Annotated in this window: 23 protein-coding genes; 16 read left to right on the top strand and 7 right to left on the bottom strand. The window is 65.3% G+C overall.

The genetic code is table 11. From position 1 onward, the window contains the following. Positions 1–102: 102 nt before the first annotated feature. The 4 genes from AX685_RS02895 (at position 103) to AX685_RS20830 (ending at position 3,931) form a co-directional block, all read left to right on the top strand. On the top strand, positions 103–1,389 hold the full coding sequence (locus AX685_RS02895) for a hypothetical protein (RefSeq protein WP_197418465.1): 1,287 nt from the start codon (positions 103–105) through the stop codon (positions 1,387–1,389). Between the two features lie 275 nt (positions 1,390–1,664). After that, entirely contained in the window at positions 1,665–2,504 is an 840-nt protein-coding gene (locus AX685_RS02900; RefSeq protein WP_066485254.1) for a ribonuclease H-like domain-containing protein, read from the top strand. 101 nt (positions 2,505–2,605) lie between these two features. Further along, positions 2,606–3,217, top strand: a complete 612-nt coding sequence (locus tag AX685_RS02905) for a hypothetical protein (RefSeq protein ID WP_156445635.1) — start codon at positions 2,606–2,608, stop codon at positions 3,215–3,217. A gap of 93 nt (positions 3,218–3,310) precedes the next feature. After that, the gene (locus AX685_RS20830; RefSeq protein WP_082740476.1) at positions 3,311–3,931 is read left to right on the top strand and encodes a MobA/MobL family protein; all 621 of its coding nucleotides are present in this window, start codon (positions 3,311–3,313) and stop codon (positions 3,929–3,931) included. An 80-nt stretch (positions 3,932–4,011) separates the two neighbouring features. On the opposite strand, the gene AX685_RS02915 is transcribed toward AX685_RS20830, so the two are convergent. From AX685_RS02915 to AX685_RS02925, 3 genes are read right to left on the bottom strand one after another with little or no spacing between them, the layout of a single operon-like run. After that, complete coding sequence (locus AX685_RS02915) at positions 4,012–5,439, bottom strand: efflux transporter outer membrane subunit (protein ID WP_066485261.1); 1,428 nt, start codon at positions 5,437–5,439, stop codon at positions 4,012–4,014. Further along, positions 5,439–6,965, bottom strand: coding sequence for an MDR family MFS transporter (locus AX685_RS02920; RefSeq protein ID WP_066485263.1), 1,527 nt, complete (start codon positions 6,963–6,965; stop codon positions 5,439–5,441). The genes AX685_RS02915 and AX685_RS02920 overlap by 1 nt, the downstream gene beginning before the upstream one ends. Continuing rightward, entirely contained in the window at positions 6,965–8,188 is a 1,224-nt protein-coding gene (locus tag AX685_RS02925; protein WP_156445636.1) for an HlyD family secretion protein, read from the bottom strand. Before AX685_RS02925 ends, AX685_RS02920 begins: the two co-directional genes overlap by 1 nt. 90 nt (positions 8,189–8,278) lie before the next feature. On the opposite strand from AX685_RS02925, the gene AX685_RS02930 reads away from it, so the two are divergent. Both AX685_RS02930 and AX685_RS02935 read left to right on the top strand, forming a co-directional pair. Further along, a complete protein-coding gene (locus AX685_RS02930) occupies positions 8,279–8,692 on the top strand; it encodes a hypothetical protein (protein ID WP_066485275.1) in 414 nt (137 codons plus the stop codon). Beyond that, a complete protein-coding gene (locus AX685_RS02935) occupies positions 8,689–9,141 on the top strand; it encodes a MipA/OmpV family protein (protein ID WP_066485276.1) in 453 nt (150 codons plus the stop codon). The genes AX685_RS02930 and AX685_RS02935 overlap by 4 nt, the downstream gene beginning before the upstream one ends. Before the next feature lie 32 nt (positions 9,142–9,173). Here AX685_RS02935 and AX685_RS02940 read toward each other — a convergent pair whose 3' ends face one another. Both AX685_RS02940 and AX685_RS02945 read right to left on the bottom strand, forming a co-directional pair. Further along, a complete protein-coding gene (locus AX685_RS02940; protein ID WP_052076595.1) occupies positions 9,174–9,584 on the bottom strand; it encodes a PaaI family thioesterase in 411 nt (136 codons plus the stop codon). Then, positions 9,581–10,030, bottom strand: a complete 450-nt coding sequence (locus AX685_RS02945; protein ID WP_133496535.1) for a PaaI family thioesterase — start codon at positions 10,028–10,030, stop codon at positions 9,581–9,583. The genes AX685_RS02940 and AX685_RS02945 overlap by 4 nt, the downstream gene beginning before the upstream one ends. 90 nt (positions 10,031–10,120) lie before the next feature. Here AX685_RS02945 and AX685_RS02950 point away from each other — a divergent pair, with 90 nt between their 5' ends. The 3 genes from AX685_RS02950 to AX685_RS20835 all read left to right on the top strand — a co-directional run bounded on the left by AX685_RS02950 (position 10,121) and on the right by AX685_RS20835 (position 13,517). Then, positions 10,121–11,080, top strand: coding sequence for an MlaD family protein (locus tag AX685_RS02950; protein ID WP_066485278.1), 960 nt, complete (start codon positions 10,121–10,123; stop codon positions 11,078–11,080). Between the two features lie 110 nt (positions 11,081–11,190). Further along, positions 11,191–11,940 carry a TetR/AcrR family transcriptional regulator gene (locus tag AX685_RS02955; RefSeq protein WP_231738520.1) on the top strand — a complete coding sequence of 250 codons (750 nt, stop codon included), beginning with the start codon at positions 11,191–11,193 and terminating at the stop codon, positions 11,938–11,940. Then, the gene (locus tag AX685_RS20835; protein ID WP_082740479.1) at positions 11,937–13,517 is read left to right on the top strand and encodes an ABC1 kinase family protein; all 1,581 of its coding nucleotides are present in this window, start codon (positions 11,937–11,939) and stop codon (positions 13,515–13,517) included. The genes AX685_RS02955 and AX685_RS20835 overlap by 4 nt, the downstream gene beginning before the upstream one ends. 127 nt (positions 13,518–13,644) lie before the next feature. Here AX685_RS20835 and AX685_RS02960 read toward each other — a convergent pair whose 3' ends face one another. Beyond that, the gene (locus AX685_RS02960; RefSeq protein ID WP_066485298.1) at positions 13,645–14,217 is read right to left on the bottom strand and encodes a DUF4142 domain-containing protein; all 573 of its coding nucleotides are present in this window, start codon (positions 14,215–14,217) and stop codon (positions 13,645–13,647) included. A 176-nt stretch (positions 14,218–14,393) separates the two neighbouring features. On the opposite strand from AX685_RS02960, the gene AX685_RS02965 reads away from it, so the two are divergent. Both AX685_RS02965 and AX685_RS23320 read left to right on the top strand, forming a co-directional pair. Continuing rightward, on the top strand, positions 14,394–14,681 hold the full coding sequence (locus AX685_RS02965; RefSeq protein WP_066485281.1) for a hypothetical protein: 288 nt from the start codon (positions 14,394–14,396) through the stop codon (positions 14,679–14,681). Beyond that, entirely contained in the window at positions 14,678–14,809 is a 132-nt protein-coding gene (locus AX685_RS23320) for a hypothetical protein (RefSeq protein ID WP_269450451.1), read from the top strand. Before AX685_RS02965 ends, AX685_RS23320 begins: the two co-directional genes overlap by 4 nt. A 225-nt stretch (positions 14,810–15,034) precedes the next feature. Here AX685_RS23320 and AX685_RS02970 read toward each other — a convergent pair whose 3' ends face one another. Next, positions 15,035–16,246, bottom strand: a complete 1,212-nt coding sequence (locus AX685_RS02970) for an IS256 family transposase (RefSeq protein ID WP_066485283.1) — start codon at positions 16,244–16,246, stop codon at positions 15,035–15,037. A gap of 678 nt (positions 16,247–16,924) precedes the next feature. Here AX685_RS02970 and AX685_RS02975 point away from each other — a divergent pair. From AX685_RS02975 to AX685_RS02995, 5 genes are all read left to right on the top strand, one after another. Continuing rightward, positions 16,925–17,146 carry a hypothetical protein gene (locus AX685_RS02975; protein WP_231738521.1) on the top strand — a complete coding sequence of 74 codons (222 nt, stop codon included), beginning with the start codon at positions 16,925–16,927 and terminating at the stop codon, positions 17,144–17,146. Positions 17,147–17,356: 210 nt separating this feature from the next. Beyond that, positions 17,357–18,430 carry a type III polyketide synthase gene (locus AX685_RS02980; RefSeq protein WP_066485284.1) on the top strand — a complete coding sequence of 358 codons (1,074 nt, stop codon included), beginning with the start codon at positions 17,357–17,359 and terminating at the stop codon, positions 18,428–18,430. Further along, entirely contained in the window at positions 18,427–19,113 is a 687-nt protein-coding gene (locus AX685_RS02985) for a methyltransferase domain-containing protein (RefSeq protein ID WP_066485292.1), read from the top strand. The genes AX685_RS02980 and AX685_RS02985 overlap by 4 nt, the downstream gene beginning before the upstream one ends. Then, positions 19,095–20,192, top strand: a complete 1,098-nt coding sequence (locus AX685_RS02990; RefSeq protein WP_066485295.1) for an NAD(P)/FAD-dependent oxidoreductase — start codon at positions 19,095–19,097, stop codon at positions 20,190–20,192. Before AX685_RS02985 ends, AX685_RS02990 begins: the two co-directional genes overlap by 19 nt. Before the next feature lie 133 nt (positions 20,193–20,325). Further along, positions 20,326–20,835, top strand: a 510-nt coding sequence (locus AX685_RS02995; RefSeq protein WP_231738523.1) for a biosynthetic peptidoglycan transglycosylase, incomplete at its 3' end; no start/stop codon positions are given.

Here is a 20,835-nt window from a genome sequence, read left to right on the forward strand (position 1 = left end):
TCCGGCAACGACAGCTCAGAATTGACTTGCGACCAGCGCGATTAGACGACGATCGGGGAACGAGCACCGCCGCTGATCGCCTCGCGGGCCGATGCCGGCTTAGTGCCGACGCTTTCAGTGCGCGCGAAAGTCGCAGGGACGCTCAAACCGCCGCTTGTGCCCTCGTCACGGGCTTCACACACTGACCTCAAGGCCGCCGCCAAGATCGACGAACTGCTCCACGCGCTCGCCGCCGCGCGCGTCGAGCGTGACAAGAAGCGCGCCGCAGCGCGGAATCGTGCGAAGGAAGCCAGCCGCCCGACCGCGCTGCAGGATGAAGATGTCCAAACATCTCCAACGGAGCCAAAGCCTGTAAAGCTGGCGCAGTCGCAATCACCACCGTCGGTCAGGACAGTACCGATCGTCAGCCAGCAGGGACAGCGCTGCAGGCGACGTTGGGCGTCAGACGATCGGAATATCACACCGACGCGCACGGAGCTGGATACGCGCGAGTGGCTGGAAGCGCATCCCCGCATGCCGTTCGAGGCGAACGGCGCTCCTCTCCTCGATGCCGCCGACCGTCTTCAACTCGACGGAATCCGCAACCGCGACGTCTATGTCTCAGACTATGGCGGCGGGACCAGTCTGACCATCGATGGAGCCAAGGCACACGCGATGGGTGTATCCGACGAGTGGCTTGCTCGTCCCGAAATTCAACGGGCTCTTGGCGAAATTCGTGCCGATCAGCAGAAGGTGGTGACGGAAATGCTGGGCGAGGCCGATCGTCGGCCGCTCGACTTTTCCCGACATGGCATCCGCATCTGGCCGCGTGACCTCGACCCCAGTCACCTCAAGCGCCTCGACCGCTGGGCGGCGGACGAGGGATTCCAGCATGACATGTTCGGGACCGAGCAGCGCATCCGTGCCGCGCATTACGAGCGCGATCGGAAAGCCAGGGAGACCGTGGCAAGGAGAGTTACGCCGACCACACCCGTAACGGCGATCCCGGACGCGTTCGGCGGTTGGCTCAGCACGCCGTTGCCACCGTTCACCGGAGAGCGTCCGGCGGTTCGTGTCTCTGCCTTCGACCGTACGACCGGCAAGCCGACCGAACAGCTGCTGATGCTGCTCGACCTAGTGGCAAAGCACCCGCGGCGCGTTATCTTCGCCTCGGACGGGAGGCTTATGGCCGCCCAAGGCGCCCCGATGCTGATGCCGTCGCTGTTGCACGGCTGGCGGCATGATCAACGTATTTCCGATCTCGTCGTCGCCACCGTCCGCGCCAGCCGGGAGGCCGGGAGGCCGGCATGGCCGCCCGAGTTCGCGCCGGCGATGCGCGCCTACAATGCCCGCAGCGCGCAACACTCGGGTCGCGCACCGATCGATTGGAGCAGCGGCCCCAGCAGATAAGCCAGTGATAGAGGAAAAAGCATGAATCGCAGCGCCGGGACCCACCCCGCGAACCGACCCGTCTATGGCCGTCGAGGGAAAACCCACACTGCGGTGCGGGCGGGTGCCGAGGCGCGCGGCGCCCGGCAGCAGAAGCCAGATCAGCAGAATGAAGAAGTGATCGGGAAGGGAAAGGGGAAAATTGGCGGACGCCTGCCGGCGCCGCTGACCCTGGAACCTTTCCGATCCATGGGCGCGACGCTCGCGCACATGTCCTTCATCCAAGGATCCGCAGTATGCGATCGATATATCCCCAGCGTCCGAGTGACGATCATGCGACCGAACATGTGGTTTGTTTTGATATCGAAACGGTGGTTGACGAGGAGCTGGCCGACGGGAGCTTCCCGCCGTGGCCGCGTCACAAGCCGGTCGCGGCGTCGTTTCTCAGCGCGGACTGGCAGCCCGATCATCGATACAAGTTTCGGCTCGATACGCTGATCTGCCATCCAGGTGATGAGACCGTGTTTTACGCCAGCGTCGATCGACTGCTGCCCGAGCGCGTGACAAGCGTCTCGTTTAACGGCCGAGGATTTGATTTTCCGGTCCTGCAGATCCAGGCGATGGCCGCCGGACAGTTCGAGCTGGACGGTCTCAGCCATCACACGCACGCCCACCGCTACGGACCGCATCACTGTGATCTCGCAGACCAGTTTTCCTGTTACGGCGGGACGCGTCGGGTCGGCCTGGCCGAGATCTGCGCGGCGCTCGACATTCCGGTGAAGACCAGCACCCACGGATCGGAGGTCGGCGAGCTGTGGCGCGCCGGCGATACGGCGGCGATCACCCGATATGTCGAGGAGGACGTCATCGCGACCTACCTGGTCTGGCTGCACTGGGCGGCGTTCCGTGCCAATGAAGAACGCAGGATCGCCGAGCCGCTCGCCGACCTTGCCGCTTGGTTCGAGTCCGCGCCAGAACTCGCGCATCTGCGCGGCTTCGCGACCTGTCGCCCGGCGCTCTGGGCTCGGTCCCGGGTTTTACGCCACCGCGTTACTCGTGCGCTGACCGAGGCGGATCGGCGCGTGCGTCAGGCCGCCGACGAACGCGCTTTCGCCGGCGATCGACCGATCTTCTGACCGACCAACCCGGTCGCTGACCGGCTCTCCACCCAACCAACGCCCCCACGCCTCCGACCTTTGTCGGCGGTGCGATGGCGCACGTCTGAAGGAAAACCACCATGACCAATGACATCTGCCGTTTCGTCTCGCTGGCCATCACCACGGTAGAGACCCCAGCTGCAACCGAAGGCAGGACGCCTGCCATGACCCACGTCGTGGCGATCGGTATGCTGATCGCCGAGCGTGATTCCGAGGATCGCTGGCAGTTCTCGCTTCAGCGCCGTGCTATCGGCGCCGGTGAGGGCGAAGCGCTGCTGCTTACCTGGGCCGCCCGTGCGATGCCCGCCACGGGCATCGTGATCGGCTGGCAACTGGCCGACGCGATCGTCATGCCGCTGCTCGAAGCGGGCAGCGACGTCGAACCCGAAGTCGCGCGCAGCTTCCTCGATCGCCTGACCGCATTGGTCACGACACCGAGTGTCGATCTGGCCATCGCGCACGGTGGTGCGGCGGCGCCGGCGTTCGCGGCGGTCGCCGCCGGACGCGGCATCGACGTCACGCCACTTTCGTACGCCGAGATAGAAAGCGCTTGGGCGTTCATCGACGTTGATGCGCTGCGCGCCGACGTCGCTCAGCGCGCGATGGCGGCGTGGCGGCTTTGGCTGGCCGAATCAAACGGCGCGGGTGCCGCGGCGCTCAAGGCGTTCGAAACCTGGGTTTGCAGCACCTAACCCGGTCGCTCTTCGATCACATCACAAACCTCGCGGCATTCCGCCGCAGCGACGGCGGTCATCGCCGGCCGAACCACCGAGAGAGGAAATCTCATGACGACGCTCTACCACGATCGTCCCTTCAACATCCGCTATCCGGTGCGCGAACTCAGCGGACGCTATGCGCCCGAGCTGCTTCGAACGCATCGTACCGCGAAGGCAAGCTGGCTCTACATCAATCGGCAGCATGGCATCGATGATTACGGCCCGACGCCTGACTGGTCGCGCCGAGACGACCTCGTCGCGGTCGGGCGTTGCGGGCCGCAGCGCGCCAATATTCCGTCACTCGAGGGGATCAAACTGTGGATACAGGCAGACCGGCACGCCGTGATGTATCGCCCTGACGAGCCGGTTTGCGCGCACGCGGTGGGTTCGCTGCCGTTGCAAGAAGGCGCGGACGGCTGGCGCAACCTCGTAGAAGGCTTCTGCGAAGACCATCTTTCCAGCCAAGGCATGGTGGTTGATTGGGCCATCCATCATCGAACCGGAGACGAAAAAACGCCCGAGATTCTACCGCATGTTCATCTGCTGATAGCGATGAGGGTGTTTGACCCTGCGCACGCTGATCTTGGCCGCCTTCGGCAGACGTGGGTTCGCACTGAACGGGCCCGCAAAGCGCTGACTGAAAAATGGTGGGCACATAGCGGACTATTTCCACGTAGCTATAGTCTGTAACGGCTGGTCAGCCATCCCGCGTCGAAATAGGGACGAGCCGCTCTGGTCGCCCACAGCGGGTTCCGCTCTGTGGGTCCCGCCTATTTCGAGGCTGCCCAGCCGAGCCCGAGCGCCTTATGGAGGCCCACAAACGCACGAACGAACTGCCCCTGCGCTTCCACGGCGGAGATGTCCGCCGTCAGCGCCGCGCGTTCTGCGTCTATGGATGATGTCAGCGGTGCAGCTCCGCTCCCGAACCGCTGGGCCGCGAAGCGAGAAGACTGCCGGGCGCCCTCGGCGCTCCGGTAGCTCGACAGGAGGGTCGCGCGCAGATTGCCGAAACGCGACAGGCTCGTCTCGGCATCGGACAGGGCGGCAAGGACGGACTTGCGATACTGCGCCTCCGCCTCGTCCCGTCCGGCGCGGGACTGCTCCACCCGGGCGCGATTGCGGCCGAAGTCGAGAAAGCTCCAGTTGATCCGCGGCAACAACAAGCTCGACACATTGTCGGTATCCACGACGTCGCCGATATTCGGGCCGCCAAGGCCGATGATTCCCATGATGCTGACCGAGGGGAACTGGCGCGCGACGTCGACGCCGATCTGCGCGGTGGCAGCGGCCAGTTGCCGTTCGGCGGCCCGGACGTCGGGCCGGCGCCGCAGCATCGCCTCAGGATCGCCGATCGCGACGCTCGCCGGGACGGAGGGGATGGCCCCGGAGGAGGAGAGGGTGGCATCATGGGCACCGGGCTCGTCGCCCGTGAGCAGCGCAAGCTGGTCGAGCGTCACCGCGATCTGGCCTTCGAGCGGCAACAGGCCGCCTTGCGTCCGGTTGAGTTCGGTGCGCAGGCGGAGGACGTCGTCGCGCGACGACGCGCCGCGCCGCTCGCGCTGCTCGAGAAGCGCAAGCGACTGCGCCAGCAGCGCGGCGGATCGGCGCGCCAGCACCAGCCGCTGCTGGAGTTCCCGCAACGTCACGTAATTATCGGCGATCTCGGCGGAGAGGCGGACCTGCGCGTCCGCCACGTTGGCACGGGCCGCGTCCGCCTGCGCGGAGGCGGCTTCCGCGGCGCGGCGGCGCCCGCCGAACAGGTCGATCTCCCAGGAGGCGTCGAGGCCCACGTTATAGAACTCGGCCTTGATCCGGTCGTCCTGCTCTCCCTGCGACGGGAGGGCGAGGGATCCGGCGGGGAGGTCCGCAATGATGGCGGTCCCGGTCGCGGATACCGAGGGCAACCTGTTGGCCCGTTGCTCACGCGCCGCGGCGCGGGCCTTGCGCACTCTCGCCTCTGCGATCGCGACATCGGGACTGGCGGCGAGCCCGCGCTCGACGAGCGCGTTGAGGCGCGGGTCGGCCATCGCCTCCCACCACCGCGCCAGCGGGGGCTCAGCAACCGTCTGGGCAGGGTCGGCGCGGCGGAACGTCGCACCCGCTCTTTCGGCACTCGCGACGGGGCGTGGCCCCGCATAGTCGGGTCCGACCGTGCAGCCGGCAAGCAGGAGCGGTACGGGGATCAGGAAGCGGATCATCAATGCATGGCCATCTGGGTGCCGGAGGGGATGGGGCGAAGGAACAGCGCCAGCGGGGTCGTGACGGCGATCGCAATCGCGAGGACGACGTAGAGATCGTTATAGGCCATCACGGTCGCCTGCTGGAGCATCTGGCCCGCCAGCTGGCGATACGCCCCGGCCTCGCCGGCCGCCCCCGCCATCGCGCGACCGAACCATTCCTGCGTCGCCGCCGCGTTCGCCGACGCTGATTCGGCGATCCGATTGAAATGCAGGAAGGTTTGACGATCCTGAAGGGTTGCCATCATCGCGAGACCGATGGACCCGCCCAGGTTGCGGCCCGCATTGAAGAGGGCGGACGCATCGCCCGCGTCCTCGGGCGCGACGGCGCTGATCGCCGCCTGGTTGAGGAACATCATCGCGAAGATCTGGCCGAAACCCCTGACCAGTTGCGATCCGACGAGGTCGCCGCCGGCGGTGTCCGCCGTCATGCTCCAATCCATCGCGCAACTGACCCCGATGGCCACCATGCCGATGATGACGGCCACGCGGACATCGAGATATTTGAAGGCGAGCGGGAGAAACGGCATCATCAGCAGCGCCGGGACACCGGACACGAACACGACCTGCCCCGACTGCAGCGCGCTGTAGCCGGCCATTACCGCCAGAAACTGAGGAATCAGGAAGGTCACCCCGTATAGAACGACGCCGATCACGAGGCTCAGCACGAACACGCTGCCGAAGGTGCGGCTGAAGATCAATGACAGTTTCAGGACCGGCTGCGGCGACCTCACCTGGCCGATGGCGATGAGTGTGAACCCAAAGACCGTGGCGAGGGCGAGCTTGATAATCATCGCCGATTCAAACCACATCTCCCGCTGCCCCTCCTCCAGCATGACGGTGAGCGAGCCGAGCCCGATCGCCAGCCCAGCTATGCCCAGCCAATCGGCGTTCCGCAGTTGATTGAGACGCAGCCGCTCGTGGTCGAGGCCGACGAGCAGTAGAACCGCCAGGCCAGCGCACACGGGAACGTTCAGGAAGAACGCATAGTGCCAGCTGTAGTTGTCGGTCAGCCAGCCGCCGATGATCGGGCCCAGCACGGGTCCAAGAATGGCCGTCCCGCCGAAGGCCGCGGTCCCGATCGGCTGTTGTGAGGGCGGCAGCCGCGTGGCGATGATCGTCATGGCGGTCGGAATGAGCGCGCCGCCGGTGAATCCCTGACCGACGCGACCGGCGATCATCATGGGCAGCGTCGTCGAGAGGCCGCAGATCACCGAGAAGCCGGTGAACGAAACGGCGGCGGCGAGCAGGAAATTTCGGAGCCCCAACAGGCGCACCAGAAAGGGGCTGAGCGGAATCATGACGATCTCGGCGACCAGGTATGACGTCGCCACCCAGGTCCCCTCCGTCCCGCTGGCGCCGATCTCACCCTGGATCGTCGGGAGCGCCGCGTTGACGATCGAGATGTCGAGCAGCGCCATGAAGGACCCGATCGTGCCCGCGGCGACCGCAAGCCAGTCCCGTGCGCTCGCGCGTTGACGGGTCATCACCGCTGGGCCTGCGCCTCCCCGCGCCGCAGCCGCTCGCTCTCCTCCTCAATCCGCTTGCGGCTGCCCTTCGCACCGATGGTGTCGATCGTGACCTCTACCGAGAGACCAGGCCGCAGCACCTTGCGCGCCTCGGGTCCTGCCTCGATGCTGATTCTCACCGGCACACGCTGGACGATTTTCGTGAAGTTGCCGGTCGCGTTCTCGGGAGGCAGCACCGAGAATTGCGCGCCGGTGCCGGGCGCGAAGCTCTCGATCCGGCCGCGCAGCTCGGCTCCGTCCAGCGCATCGACCTTGATGGTCGCCGGCTGGCCGACGCGCATGAGGGCGACCTGGGTCTCCTTGAAGTTCGCCTCGATATAGAGCTGGTCCGCCGGCACAATCGACATGAGCCGGGTCGCGGGCTGGACAAACTGACCCACCCGCACCGCCTTGTCGGCAACCACGCCGTCAATGCTGCTGCGAAGCTCGACAGCGCCAAGGTCGGTTGAAGCGCGGTCGAGTTGCGCTTGCGCGGTTTCCCGTTGAGCCAGAGCCTGACCGATGCGGGCATTCTGCGTGTCCAGCCCGCGCCTTGCCGCCAGATAGGTGGCCCGTTGGGCGCGCAGGTTCGCGACCGCGCGATCGCGCTCGAGCACCAGGGCCGCCAGCCGCTCGCGCGATTCCGCCCCGGACCGAGCGAGCGGCTCGTAGCGCCGGACCTCCGCGGCTGCGGCCTCGGCGGCGACTTCGGCGGCGGAAACTTGCGCCGCCGACTGCGCGATGGCCGCGCGCTGCTCGTCGAGCGTGCTGCGTGCCGTCCGAATGCCGGCGACGGCCGAAGCGACCTGCGCCTGCGCCTGTGCAACGCCTGCGCGATAGTCCCGCGGATCCAGCACGGCCAGAAGCTGCCCGCGTTTCACGGGCTGGTTGTCACGCACGAGAACCCGCTCGACATACCCGCCCAGTTTGGGAGAAACCGTCACGAAGTCGGCGCGCACATACGCATTGTTCGTCGATTGGCGATATTGACCGCGCTCACGGTAATTCAGGTACCAAGCGGCGCCTGCGACAATGCCGGCCACGAGCGCTACGATCAGGACGTAACGGACGACCGGATATCGCTTGAGAAGACCGGGTTTGCTCGCCCGATCTCCGTCATCGCTCTTTGGCCGATCGCCGCGCCCGGCTTCTTTATCGTCATGCCCACGTGCGTCTGCTTCCAAATCCCTGCGATCTGCCACTCTTCGCCCTTGCGATATGTAAACCGTTCCGTATCATAGGATGTAGTCGGGCTGATTTCCAGCCACGAACTTGGTTTGGAAAGTAGGCGAGTGGTTGGCGAAAAAGGCACGGTAATTCGGCTGATCGGCCTGGCCGCGCTAGGCGGGTGCGCTCTCTCGGCATCGAATGCCCATGCACAGGCCGACGAGCGTGTCGAAGACGATCGCTCCCGCATCACGATCGGTGTCGGTGCCGCAACCTTGCCGGACTACGAGGGTTCCGACCAGAACAGCGTAACTCCCGGAGCCGTGATCGTCGGCAAGATCGCCGGGCACGACGTATTCACACGCGGGACCCAGCTCTACGTCAACCTCGTGCCTAGCGGGGATGGACCGCGGACGAATTTCGAGCTCGGTCTGATCGGCGCGGCGCGGCTCGACCGCACCAACAAAGTCGATAACCTGCAGGCCGTGCGCTCGGGAAGATCGACACTGCATGGGAAGCCGGTGGCTACATCGGTGTGAGCCGTACCGGAGTCGGTACGAGCGATTACGATACGCTGACGGTGCGGGTCGCTTACGTTCACGACGTCTCCGACGTCCACGACAGCTACGTCATCACCCCCCAGGTCAACTATACGACGCCGCTCTCGCCCCGAACGCTCGTCTCGATCGGAGCGTCGGCTGACTATGTCGGAAAAGGCTATGGGCGCACCTATTTCGGCGTGACGCCCGCGGGCGCGCTCGCGAGCGGGCTGCGGGCGTATTCGATCAACGACTCAGGCTGGAAGCGCTACAATCTGACGGCGTTCGCGGTTCAGAGCCTGAGCGGGGATCTCCGTCGTGGGCTCGGCATAGGAGCCGGCATACTCTACGGCCGGATGCTCGGTAGGTATAAGCGCAGCCCGATCGTCATGGTCGTCGGCGACGCCGATCAGTTCTCGGCCGCAGCCGGGCTGACGTACACCTTCTAGACCGTACACGCGGGCATCGAGACGAGCCCGCTTCAGGCGAATTCACAGAGAAACTCGCACTGTGCCGCACATACGACCGTGTCAGGGCTATCCTGCCATGCCTCGATCTGCGCCACCGCCACGCGCCTGCCGATCCGCCGCACCTGTGGACGCGCGATCACCGGTGCCAGCCGCATCGACGCCAGGAACTGCACATTCATGCTGATGAGGCGCGGAATACTGTCATGGTCCAACTGGCGCGCCAGAACGACGCCGCAGGCGAGCTCAAGAAACGCTGTGACTGCGCCGCCGTGAAGTGCCCGCACCACCGGGTTGCCGATGAGGTCGGACGTAGGCGACAGCGTCCAGAGCGTGCCCTCTTCGGTTACGTCGATCATTTTGCCGAGTTTCGAGCTGAAGCCCGACGTGGCCACAATCACGGCTGTCCGCATATCGGCGCTCACGCCGCAACCCCTCGATTGATCGAGAAAACGCCCTGAGCCGCGGCGAACACCTCGGCCGGATCGGTGTCCCAAACCTCCGCACGCACGAATGTCATGATCTCGGACACTCGATAACAGTGTGCCCACGCCGTCACTGGCGAGCGGGCCGTTGGTAGACGAATATGATCGATCTTGAGGTTGAGAGTGGATATCGACACCCGCTCCAGCCGGGACATCACGGCGGCGCCGCATGCGTGATCTATGAGGCTGGCGATCGCTCCGCTCGCAATCCCGCCGTTGGACCCGCTCAGATCGGGACGCCAAGGCAGTCGCAGAGAACACAGGCCATCGCCCACCGAAAGGAGACGGAAACCCAGCTCTGCGCTCCACGGAATGATGATGCCCGTGGCATTGGCGTCCTCCGGCACGGTGATCTCACCTCCAGCATTCACAAATGAGCGTTCCAACCAGTCCCCGTCCAGTCAAGAGCGTAAAAAAGAAAACGGAACCGTTAGGTTTACATATCCATGTGCCGCACTTAGTGGTTGGTCAAGGCTATGGAGACTCGCTCGAACCGCCTGCTGGTGTTCTCGGTGATCGGTGCCATTGCCGTCGCTCTGTTCGCGTTTGCGTTCTGGCTTCTCGCGGCCAGGAATCCTGATGGTCGAGAGTATCTGATCCGCTTCAAGAACAGCGTGACAGGCGTCAAAAACGGGTCGCCCGTCACCTATGCTGGCGTTTCCGCGGGTCTGGTAACAGCCGTACGATTCGACGGCCAAGACCCTTCGACCGTGCTTGTTACCGTCCGTCTCAACCCTGAGATACCGATCGTAGAAGGCGTCAAGGCGCAGATTTCAAGATCCTTCATTGGCGGGGACGCAACCATCATCCTGGACGGCGGACAGAAGGGGGCGTCGGCGATTGCGGCAACCAATGGCGAGTCCCTTCCGGTCATTCCTGAAAAGAAGGGCGGGCTTCTCGGTTCAGGCGGTGACCCGGTCACGCTGATCGAAAAGATCAGCCGCTCGGTCGATAACATTTCGACCGATCTTGATGAGAAGGGGCAGCAGCGGACCCGCGAGCGACTGGCCGAACTGAGCGCTAAGACGGCGGTTTGGCCTACCAAGGCGGCTCGACTGGCTGACGGGATAGCCGGGGCGGGAGACGGAATGCTCGGGGTAGGCAACTCGATCGCGGGTGTCGGCGAGCGCGCCACCCGCATCCGCGCCAAGCTGGAAGCGCATCGCGATGCCGGCCTTGGAATCGATGACAAGCTGCGCAGCGCTCAGCGCGCGGCGGAAGAGTTTCGTGGCGATGTGGAGGCGCTGCGCCCGGCCGTTCGCGCCCTCGAAGGCCGAAGCCGTGAGGTCACAGAGTCCGTTCGCTCGGCGCGATCCACGACACAGCGCCTCGGCGACCAGGTCGAGCGCGTTGATCGCGAAGGACTCCAGCTGTTCGGGGCGCCAAAGTTGCCCGATTACAATTCAGCAAAACAGCCGCCACCACCATCGCGCTAGCGCCAGCGCTTCGTGGTACGAGGGACGTTCATCCTCGGGACCGCCCCCGATTGTATTCAGGGATCTCCCCATATTGAACAAGGCGGTGGCCGTGAGCGCGTGAGCAGGACATGGTGGCGCATCTTGGCAACCGGTCGCCGATTTCAGCGACTATCAGGCATGGCGGAGGCGAGATTGAAATGAAGGGGCGATCGGGGAGCGGCAAGCGGGGCGGTCGGACTGGCAGGCCAACGGCAGAGGCAGCGATCCGCCTCACCTCCCATATTCTGCAAAGCGCTCGTGAAATGTTCTTCGAACATGGCTTTGACGGCGCGAGCGCTGATATGATCGCCGAGCGTGCAAAGATCTCGAAGCGGACTCTTTACGCCAGGTTCGGCAGCAAAGCGCGTGTGTTCGAAGCTGTGATCCTCGACGAGATTGACACGCAACTTCGGGCGCTGGAGCCGGCCGTCGATGCGGATCTTGCTGTCGTGGACAGGCTGCAGTCGATAGCCGACGTGCTTCTCGAGTGGCTGCTTACGCCGCGCATCGCTTCAATGGAACGTGTCGTAATCGCGCAGGCCGTGCGCTTTCCTGCACTTGCCGCGAATATTCACGAGTTCGGCTTCCAGCGCGCCGCTCAGTGGGTGGCGAGCATTCTCGGGGCTGCTGCCGCCAAGGGTGAACTCGATCTACCGGACCCCGTTTTCGCCGCTGAACAGTTCGTGACCCTCGTGATCGTCGCACCTATGCGCCGCGCGGCACTCGGCCTCGCCCCCCCGGCCTATGATGAAAACGCCCGCGCCCGAGTGAGACGGGGCATCGAGCTTTTTATTACTGGCTGTCTACCTCCCAAGCTCAGTACCGAGAATGTGCAATGACCAAGGTTGCAGAAGATATTCCGTTGAGCGAGCGGGAAAGATTTGGAGAGCTTGCACGAATCTTCGCACGTCACGGACTCGGTGGCCTCGCCTCACGCGTCGGGTTGGCGAGCGGTCCGCTGACATGGTCCGTCGAGCCGGACACACCAACTCGGGTAGTCGCGCTTCTTCGCGATCTAGGCCCTGTCGCAATAAAGTTGGGCCAGCTTCTCGCCACACGTGGCGATCTTCTGGGACCGGACTGGGTGAGTGCGCTATCGACATTACAGGATCAAGTTCCCTCGGTATCATTCCACGAGATCGAACCCGAACTCGTCTCATCTCTCGGTGCGCCCATTGCTGATGTCTTCGCACGCTTCGATCGGATACCAATTGCCGCGGCGTCGATTGCCCAGGTGCACGGTGCAGCCCTTCCCGATGGAACCGAAGTTATCGTCAAGGTGCGCCGCCCGGGAATAGCGACCCGCGTCGACGCTGACCTGAGATTGCTACGACGACTCGCGCGTCTGGCCGAACGGCGCGTGCCGGAACTGCGGCGGCTTAAAATTGACGAACTGCTGCGCTTCTTCGCCGAGAGCCTGTCTCAAGAAATGGATCTGAGCGCCGAAGCGGCAGCATGTGAGGGGATTGGGTCATTTCTTGACACGCTAGGCGTGAGGACACCGAAGTTCTTTTGGGACTATGTCGGCCGCCGCGTCAACGTCCAGGAGCGGCTTGAAGGAGTCTCGGTGCGCGGCGTCCTTATTGCAGTAAACGAGGTAACAGACGCGGCCGCAATTGCAGGCACCTACGCGGACGCCATATTGCGCATGATCATCTTTCACGGCCGATTTCACGCAGATCCTCATCCCGGGAACGTATTCGTTCTTCCAAGCCGAAAGATCGCCTTCATCGACTTCGGCGCCACCGGAACGCTGACTCCAAACCGTCGCTCGGAGCTGGTCACCCTGGTCCTAGCCATCGCGGGAGAAAATCCGCGCGCGGTCGCGGATGTGCTGATAAACTGGTCAGGCGACCGGACCGTTGAGGTGGATGGGTTGCAACGGGATCTTGAGTCTCTGATCGGTCAGTTTCGTGGCGCTGTCCTGAAACAGGTTGATCTGTCCGAGATATTCTCGCGCGTGTTCACGTTACTGCGCCAATACCGTCTGGCATTGCCGCCCGACCTTGCCTTGCTCCTGCGCACATTACTGACCGCCGAGGGATTGGTACGGACTCTCGACCCAGAGTTCGATATCGCGGCTAGGGCGATGCCGATCGCCCGCGAGCTTGCGCGCGAGCGAATTAGTCCTGCCGAACTGAGAAAAGGTGGGCGCCGCCTGGCCGCAGGAATCGGCCGCTTGGCCGCAGCCTCTCCCGACTTAATTGGACTGGTGGAGAAAGTAGCAAAGTCAGGTACAATCCCGGTTCATGTGTCATCACCATCACCGAACAAGGAGGGGCCGTCGCCCCAAAGAGATGTACTCGCTGCCAGTCTGATCGTAGGGGGAGCGGTTCTCTTTAGTCAACAAATATACGTATCGCTAGCTTTTTGGGGAATTGCTGTGGTCATATTTGCGCTTACTAGAAATCGATAGATTTTACGCCTCGGTTATATCCGCTACTTGATAGTCTGGTTGTATCCTCATCAACTTATGCCATGATAAAAAAGTTTAAAACGCTGGGCCAGGCCGCCGGGAGCTATTCGGCCCGGCCCAGCTTGGTTCACCTTCCCGCAAGCCCGGAGGGCGTGAGTGACTTGCCGGTGGTGAGTTCGTTTTCCAGCACGGGAACAGCCGTGCCGGCGATCTGTTGCAGCGCTGGATCGGTGCCGTCTTGGGCGTATCCTTTGTGGATTGCCCACGCCGCTTGTTGCACCTGCGCCGACTGGGTGAGATAGAGGTTGTCGAAAGCGCTCTTGGGTGCCTTTTGCAGCAACTTGAGAAGAGCAGCGCGGTCGGCCGACAACGCTGACGAAGGTGCCCTGATCGTGCGCTGATCGTTTTTGAGCGCTGCCATCAGTGCCTTCTGGCTGCTTTGTGCCTCGGCGAGGACGCGCTTGGCGTAGGATTTGACATCGTCCCGGTGCGCGCGCGTTGCGGCAAGCTGGGCAGCCTTTATCTGATAGACGTTCGCGTCCGACGCGGCGAGAACGTAGTTTGGGCCGCTTTGGCTGGCAATCGGCTCTACCCCGACATCCGCGCTGGTCATCGTTCCTGACGTGGATGGGGCAACTGCTTGGGCGAAAGCCGGAACCGACACCAAAGAAAGCAGCGTGGCGGAGATCACGATCTTCATCATTTTCCTTTCTGTTGACTTATTTTGAGAATTTGAATTCAAGGCCGCAAACGAAAAGGAAACCGGGTGGTTCCTTTTGTGGATCGGCTTGGCGATATGACGCGGTTTAGACCATACAGACAGAAACTCGGGCCATCGGACGCGGGCGCTTTCGCCAAGATCCGGGCTGGGCGAATATGCCCCTCGCGGCCTATCTGTTTCCGCTGTTGGGCTTCTTCCTGGCGCCGATCTATCCCACGATCTGCTCGATCGCCCTCAGCGCGCTGCCGCGGCATCGCCATCCGCCGATGGTCGGGCTGATCGTGATCTTCTCTGCGTTGGGTGGGACGATCGGGTCCTTCGCGACCGCGATGCTGTTCGAGCATCTGCCGGGAGCGCAGGCATTCTACTTCGTGCTGGTGCCGATGGCGCTGATCGCACTTCTCCTGCCGTCGATCCGCAAGCGTCAGGTGCGGAGAGCATGAGCCGGCCATCGACACCGGCGCAGCTGTTCGGGGCGTTGTTCGCTGCAGTCCAGGAACGCGGGCTGTTCGCCGATTCCAAGATCTTCGCCGATGCCGTGCCGCGCATTCCGCCACATGCGATCGTCTAGGCATGGCGAGCTGCAAATCCGGCGGACGACGCGGAACTGCGGGACTTCGTCGCGACGCACTTCGATATCCCGGTTTACAATGAAGACGCGCAGCCGGACGCCCAGCCGCTGGCGCAACACATCGCCGCATTGTGGCCGATGCTGACACGAACCACCGCCGGCGCACCCGGGAGGTCATGTCCGTCAACGTGGTGTAATTACGGGTGTGGCACCGGGCCGCATCGGTTAGGCGGCCTTGGGTGTAATCTGTAGCTGGGCGACCTCCTCGATCTGTGGTGTGGCGAGGGCGGCCATGCCCTCGATCTGCATGTAGCGGTTTTGGAGCTGGTATTCGTCGTTCTGCTCGAGGAGCACGGCGCCGATGAGGCGGGTGATGCTGTCCTCGTTGGGGAAGATGCCCACCACGTCGGCGCGTCGCTTCACCTCCTTGTTGAGGCGTTCGAGCGGGTTGGTGCTGTGCAGCTTGGCGCGATGCTGCTCGGGGAAGGTCATGTAGGCGACCACGTCGTGCTCGGCGGCGTCCATGCAGGCGCCGAGCTTGGGCCAGCGAGCGCGCAGCTGGTCGGCGACGTGACGCCAGGTCTGGGTGGCGGCGGCATGGTCGGGCTGGAGGAAGACCTGGCGGATCGCGGCGGCGACCATGGTGTTCTGGCCCTTGGGCACGTGCGCCAGCGCATTGCGCATGAAGTGGACGCGGCAGCGCTGCCAGGTGGCGCCGACGACGCGGGTGATGGCGGCTTTGAGCCCTTCGTGGGCGTCGCTGATGACCAGCTTCACGCCCTTCAGCCCGCGCTTCACCAGGTCGCGCAGGAAGGTGGACCAGAAGGGCTCGGCCTCGCTGGGACCGATGTGCAGCCCGACGATCTCGCGCTTGCCCTCGGTGGTGACGGCGACGGCGATTATGGCGGCGACGCTGACGATGCGGCCGCCTTCCCGGACCTTGAGGTAGGTGGCGTCGAGCCAGAGATACGGCCACTCGCCGGCGAGCGGGCGCTTCAGGAACGCGTTCACCCGCTCGTCGATGTCCTTGCACAGCTTCGAGACGCTCGACTTGGAGATGCCCGTCATCCCCATCGCCTGGACCAACTCGTCGACGCGGCGCGTGCTGACGCCGGCGACCCACGCCTCCTGGATGACGCTGACCAGCGCCTTCTCGACCGTCTTCCTGGGCTCCAGGAAGCCCGGGAAGTAGGCGCCGGTCCGCAGCTTGGGGATCTTCAGGTTGAGCGTGCCCAACCGCGTATCCAGGCTGCGGTCGCGATAGCCGTTGCGCCAGGTGCTGCGCTCGCCGGACCGCTCGTGACGACCGGCGCCGATGAGGCCGTCGACATCGGCCTCTATGATGATCTGCAGCACGCTCTCGGCAACGCTGCGCAGGAAATCGCCGTCTCCGGTCTTCGCCATCAGCTCGGCAAGCGGTAGTCTGTCGTCGGTCATCGGGAACAACTCCTCGGGTGGGTGGGGCTTCGACACTTCCACCATAACCGATGAACCCGGTGGCCACCGAGACGCCGCCGCCGGGGGTGGGGCTAGCCCCACCCCCGGCAACACCGTCATCTACACCAGGAAATTACACCACGACCGCGGACGCTAGCCGATCTTGTCGGTCGGAAGGTGAAAAAATCCCGCTCCTAGACAGCGTGTAAACGCACCACGCTCGCTGATTCTGGACGCTTGACGGCAATTTTCCAATTATAACGGTGCCCATCCGGGTGGTGTATGGGGCACCACACTAATGAAAGTGGACCCCATATGAGGACAGGGCCGGGCGCCCGTTCGTGGGGGTGATCGCGTTCGACGCTTAACTTATTGGTCAATGTTGCTCAGATGTTCTTGCCGCAATGACAGGCGGGGCGACATGAATCAGACACCACGCGGTAGGACGTCGAGCGCTTTTTCATGGTGGCTGCGAACAGGCGGGCTGCCTCTAGCGGTCAGTCCTGACGGCCTCGAACTCAAATTCAACCCATGGCACGATCCGGCGGACGGTCGGTTCACCTTTGCCGGCGCGGGACGCCACTATGGTGCCGATGCGACCGGCGGGGCGAGCCGTCGCACGTCCGCCCGCTCCGGCGCCGCGCGTGCTTCACGGAGGAACTGAACCCCGACACCGCCGTGAAGATGATGGAGGCCTTGGCTGGTCATCTTCAAGAAATGGACAAGGGATTTCTTCGTGAACTGGTGGTCGCATTTCAGATCATAGCCGAGAACTACAGCGGCGAGGAGCAAAAGGTAGTGCGCAGCATAGCTGATGGCTATTATCTCGAAGAGGCGTTGGCGGCCGACGGCCCCGTCAAGCTGGCGGAGTTGGAAGCGTTGCGCGACGCGAGGGATTGAACGACATGATGTGGACCCGTGGAAAATCTCAAGGCCGCCTGATGTCGGCGTCGACACTTGCATCATGTGACGTGCGACCGACCGAAATTCCCGAACGATCCGAGTGCCCGATTTTATGCCCTGTGGGGCACCAGATTGCCGGCATGTGACCGGTGGCGATGCCACGGGGCACCTGCCCCCTGACACGCCCGTCGCGCGTTATATGCCGCGATGAGCCCCGACGCCGACGGCATCACCCCGCATATCCACGCGATCGGCACCGCCGTTCCCGCACAGGATATCCATGACGCGTTCCGCCGCTGGGCGGGCGCGCGGCTGCCGGCGCGCGAGGCGCAGCTGTTCGAGCGGATGGCGGCGCGATCGGGCATCCGCTACCGCTGGTCCGTGCTGCCGCAGACGCCTGGATCACCGATCGACGACGGCGGCTTCTACGCGGTCGATCCGTTGCCCGGCACGGCGGCGCGGATGGCGATCTATGCCGAGGCCGCGCCCAAATTGGCGCTGGCGGCGATCGCCGATCTGGCGACGCGCGTGCCGGTCGACGGCATCACGCATCTGGTGGTGGCCAGTTGCACCGGCTTCGTCGCGCCGGGCATCGACCAGATCATCGCCGCGCGCCTTAGCCTGTCCCCAGCGGTCGAGCGCACATTGGTGGGGTTCATGGGATGCTATGCCGCGGTCGCGGCGCTGCGCACCGCGCGGCATATCGTGCGGTCCGAACCGGCGGCGCGGGTGCTGGTGGTGACGGTGGAGCTGTCGACGCTGCACCTGCAGGCGGTCGGCACGCTGGAGCCGTTGCTGGCGATGCTCCAGTTCGGCGACGGCGCGGCGGCGGCGCTGGTCAGCGCCGAGGCGCATGGCATCACGATCGGCGCGCCGTTCGTCGCGACGCTGCCGGATTCGGCGGCGCTGATCCGCTGGGACATCACCGACCGTGGCTTTGCGATGCATTTATCGGGCGAAGTGCCGGGGCGGATCGCCGCCGCGCTGCGCGACCCGGCGCTGGTCGCCGTGATCACCGGCGGGGCGGCGGTCGACGGCTGGGCGGTCCATGCCGGGGGCCGGTCGATCCTGGACGCGGTGCAGCAGGCGCTGGCGCTGGACGAGGACGCGCTGGCGGCGTCGCGCGCGGTACTGGCCGATAACGGCAACATGTCGTCGGCGACGCTGATGTTCGTGCTGGCGCGCGTGCTGGCCGGGCCGCCCGTGACGCGCGGCGTGGCGCTGGCGTTCGGGCCGGGACTGGCCGCCGAGGGATTTGCGTTCGGGCACGCAGCGCCATGACGCTGGCGACCCGCGCCATCGCCGAGGAGCTGATGGACGCGGACGACCTGTCCGCCGGAACCTATGCCGATGTCGTGTCCGACCTGGCGCGGGTGAACGTGGTGACGATGGCGGCGCGCCCGACGCTGGCGTTCCTGCGCCGCACCTGCCGGGTGGGCGGGCGCTATCGCGTGCTCGACGTCGGTTACGGCGACGGCGACATGCTGCGCCGGATCGCACGCTGGGGCGAGCGGCGCGGGATCGCATTCGAGCTGGTCGGCATCGACCTGAACCCGCGCAGCGCGGCGGCGGCGCGCGCGCGCACGCCGGACGCGATGGCGATCGACTGGCGCACCGGCGATTACGCCGATCTGGCGGGCGAGCCGTGGGACATCATCCTGTCCAGCCTGGTCGCGCACCATATGAGCCATGACCAGCTGGTCGCGTTCCTGCGCTTCATGCAGCGGCACGCGCGGGTCGGCTGGCTGGTCAACGACCTGCACCGCCACGGTTTCGCCTATCGCGGCTGGCCGCTGCTGGCGGCGCTGTTCCGCTGGCACCCGATCGTGCGGCATGACGGGCATCTGTCGATCGCGCGCAGCTATCGCCCCGACGAATGGCCGCCGATCCTGGCGGAGGCGGGCGTTACCGACGCGCGTATCCACCGCGTGTTCCCGTTCCGGCTGTGCGTCGAGCGCCGCTGATCCTGGGCGCCGGGCCGGCGGGCGCCAGCGCGGCGATCGTGCTGGCGCGCGCGGGCGCCGCGCCGCAGGTGATCGAGCGGCAGCGCGAGATTCCCGATGCGCTGTGCGGCGGGTTTCTGAGCTGGCGGACGCTGGCGGCGCTGGAGCGGCTGGGCATCGCCGCCGACCGGCTGAACCCGGCGCGGATCGGCACCGTGCGGCTGTTCGCCGCCCGGCGGATGGTAGCGGCGCCGCTGCCCGCGCCCGCGCTGGCGGTGTCGCGTCGCCGCCTCGACACCGTGCTGGCGGACGTGGCGACCGCTGCGGGCGCGCGGATCGAACGCGGGGTGACGGTACGCGCGGTCGACGAGGCAGGCGTGCGCACCGCCGATGGCGCGACGCTGGACAGCGGCGCGATGTTCCTGGCCAACGGCAAGCATGACGTGCGCGGCGCAGCGCGCCCGGCGGCGGCGCGCGGGGACGATCCGACGCTGGGGCTGCGCTGGCGCTGCCCGCCCGCCCCCGCGCTGACGCGGATGGTGGCGGGGGCGATCGAGCTGCACCTGGTGGCACGCGGCTATGTCGGCATCGCGTTGCAGGAGGACGGCAGCGCCAATGTGTGCATGGCGATCCGCCGCTCACGGCTCCATGCGGCGGGCGGCCCGGCGGCGCTGCTGCGCGTGCTGGCGGCGGAGGCGCCGGCGCTGGCCGAGCGGCTGGCGTTCGTGGGCGAGGGCGCAGGCGATGCGATCGCCAACGTCCCCTATGGCTGGCGCGCGACCGCCGGTGCGGTAGGCCGCTATCGGCTGGGCGATCAGGCCGCGGTGATCCCGTCGCTGGCGGGCGAGGGGATCGGGATCGCGGTGGCGAGCGGCGCGTCGGCGGCCGCCGCGTATCTGCGCGACGGAGCGACAGGCGCGCAAGGGTGGCAGCGGAGCTTCGCACGCCGCGCCGCCGCGCCGCTCGGCTGGGCAGGGGCGGTGTGGCGCATCGCCGAGCGCCCCGCGCTCGCGGCGCTGCTGTTGCCCACGGCGCGTGCGGGGCGGGTAATCCCGCTGATCGCTGCGCTGACGCGGATCGACGGGCGGCACGGCGAATAGCGTCGGGCGAGGCGCCCCGCATATATCTTGTTAACCATCGCCTAAGCCTCTATCCGCCAAGGGCGACGACATGGCCCGCGCCCGTTCCTCCGCAACCCGTACCGCCGCCCCGCCGGCATGGCGCCGCCGGCTGATGCTGGCGGTCAAGATATCCGCGTTCCTGGCGGTGCTGGGGCTGGGGGCGCTGGCGACCGCCGTGTTCATCGCGCGATCGCAGCTGCCCAGTTTCGAAAGCCTCAAATCCTCCCCCAACGGGCAGATGATCCGCGTTCATGCCGCCGACGGATCGGTGCTGGTGTCGCTGGGGCCGAGCTATGGTGAATGGCTGCCGTATGATCGCATCCCCGCGGTGATGCGCGACGCGACGATCGCGGTCGAGGACCGGCGGTTCCGCAGCCACCTGGGCGTCGACCCGATCGGCATAGCGCGATCGGTGATGATCCGCATCGAACGCGGCCGCTGGGTGCAGGGCGGGTCGACCGTCACGCAGCAGCTGGCGCGCAACATCTTCCTGAACAATCAGAAGAAATTCGGGCGCAAGTTTCGCGAATGGATCCTCGCGCTCGCGCTGGAGCGCAAGTTCGACAAGGACCAGATCCTCGAGCTGTATCTGAACAAGGTCTATTATGGCGGGGGCGCATAC

The organism is Sphingomonas sp. CCH9-F2, assembly GCF_001556735.1.
Lineage (GTDB): Bacteria > Pseudomonadota > Alphaproteobacteria > Sphingomonadales > Sphingomonadaceae > Sphingomonas > Sphingomonas ginsenosidimutans.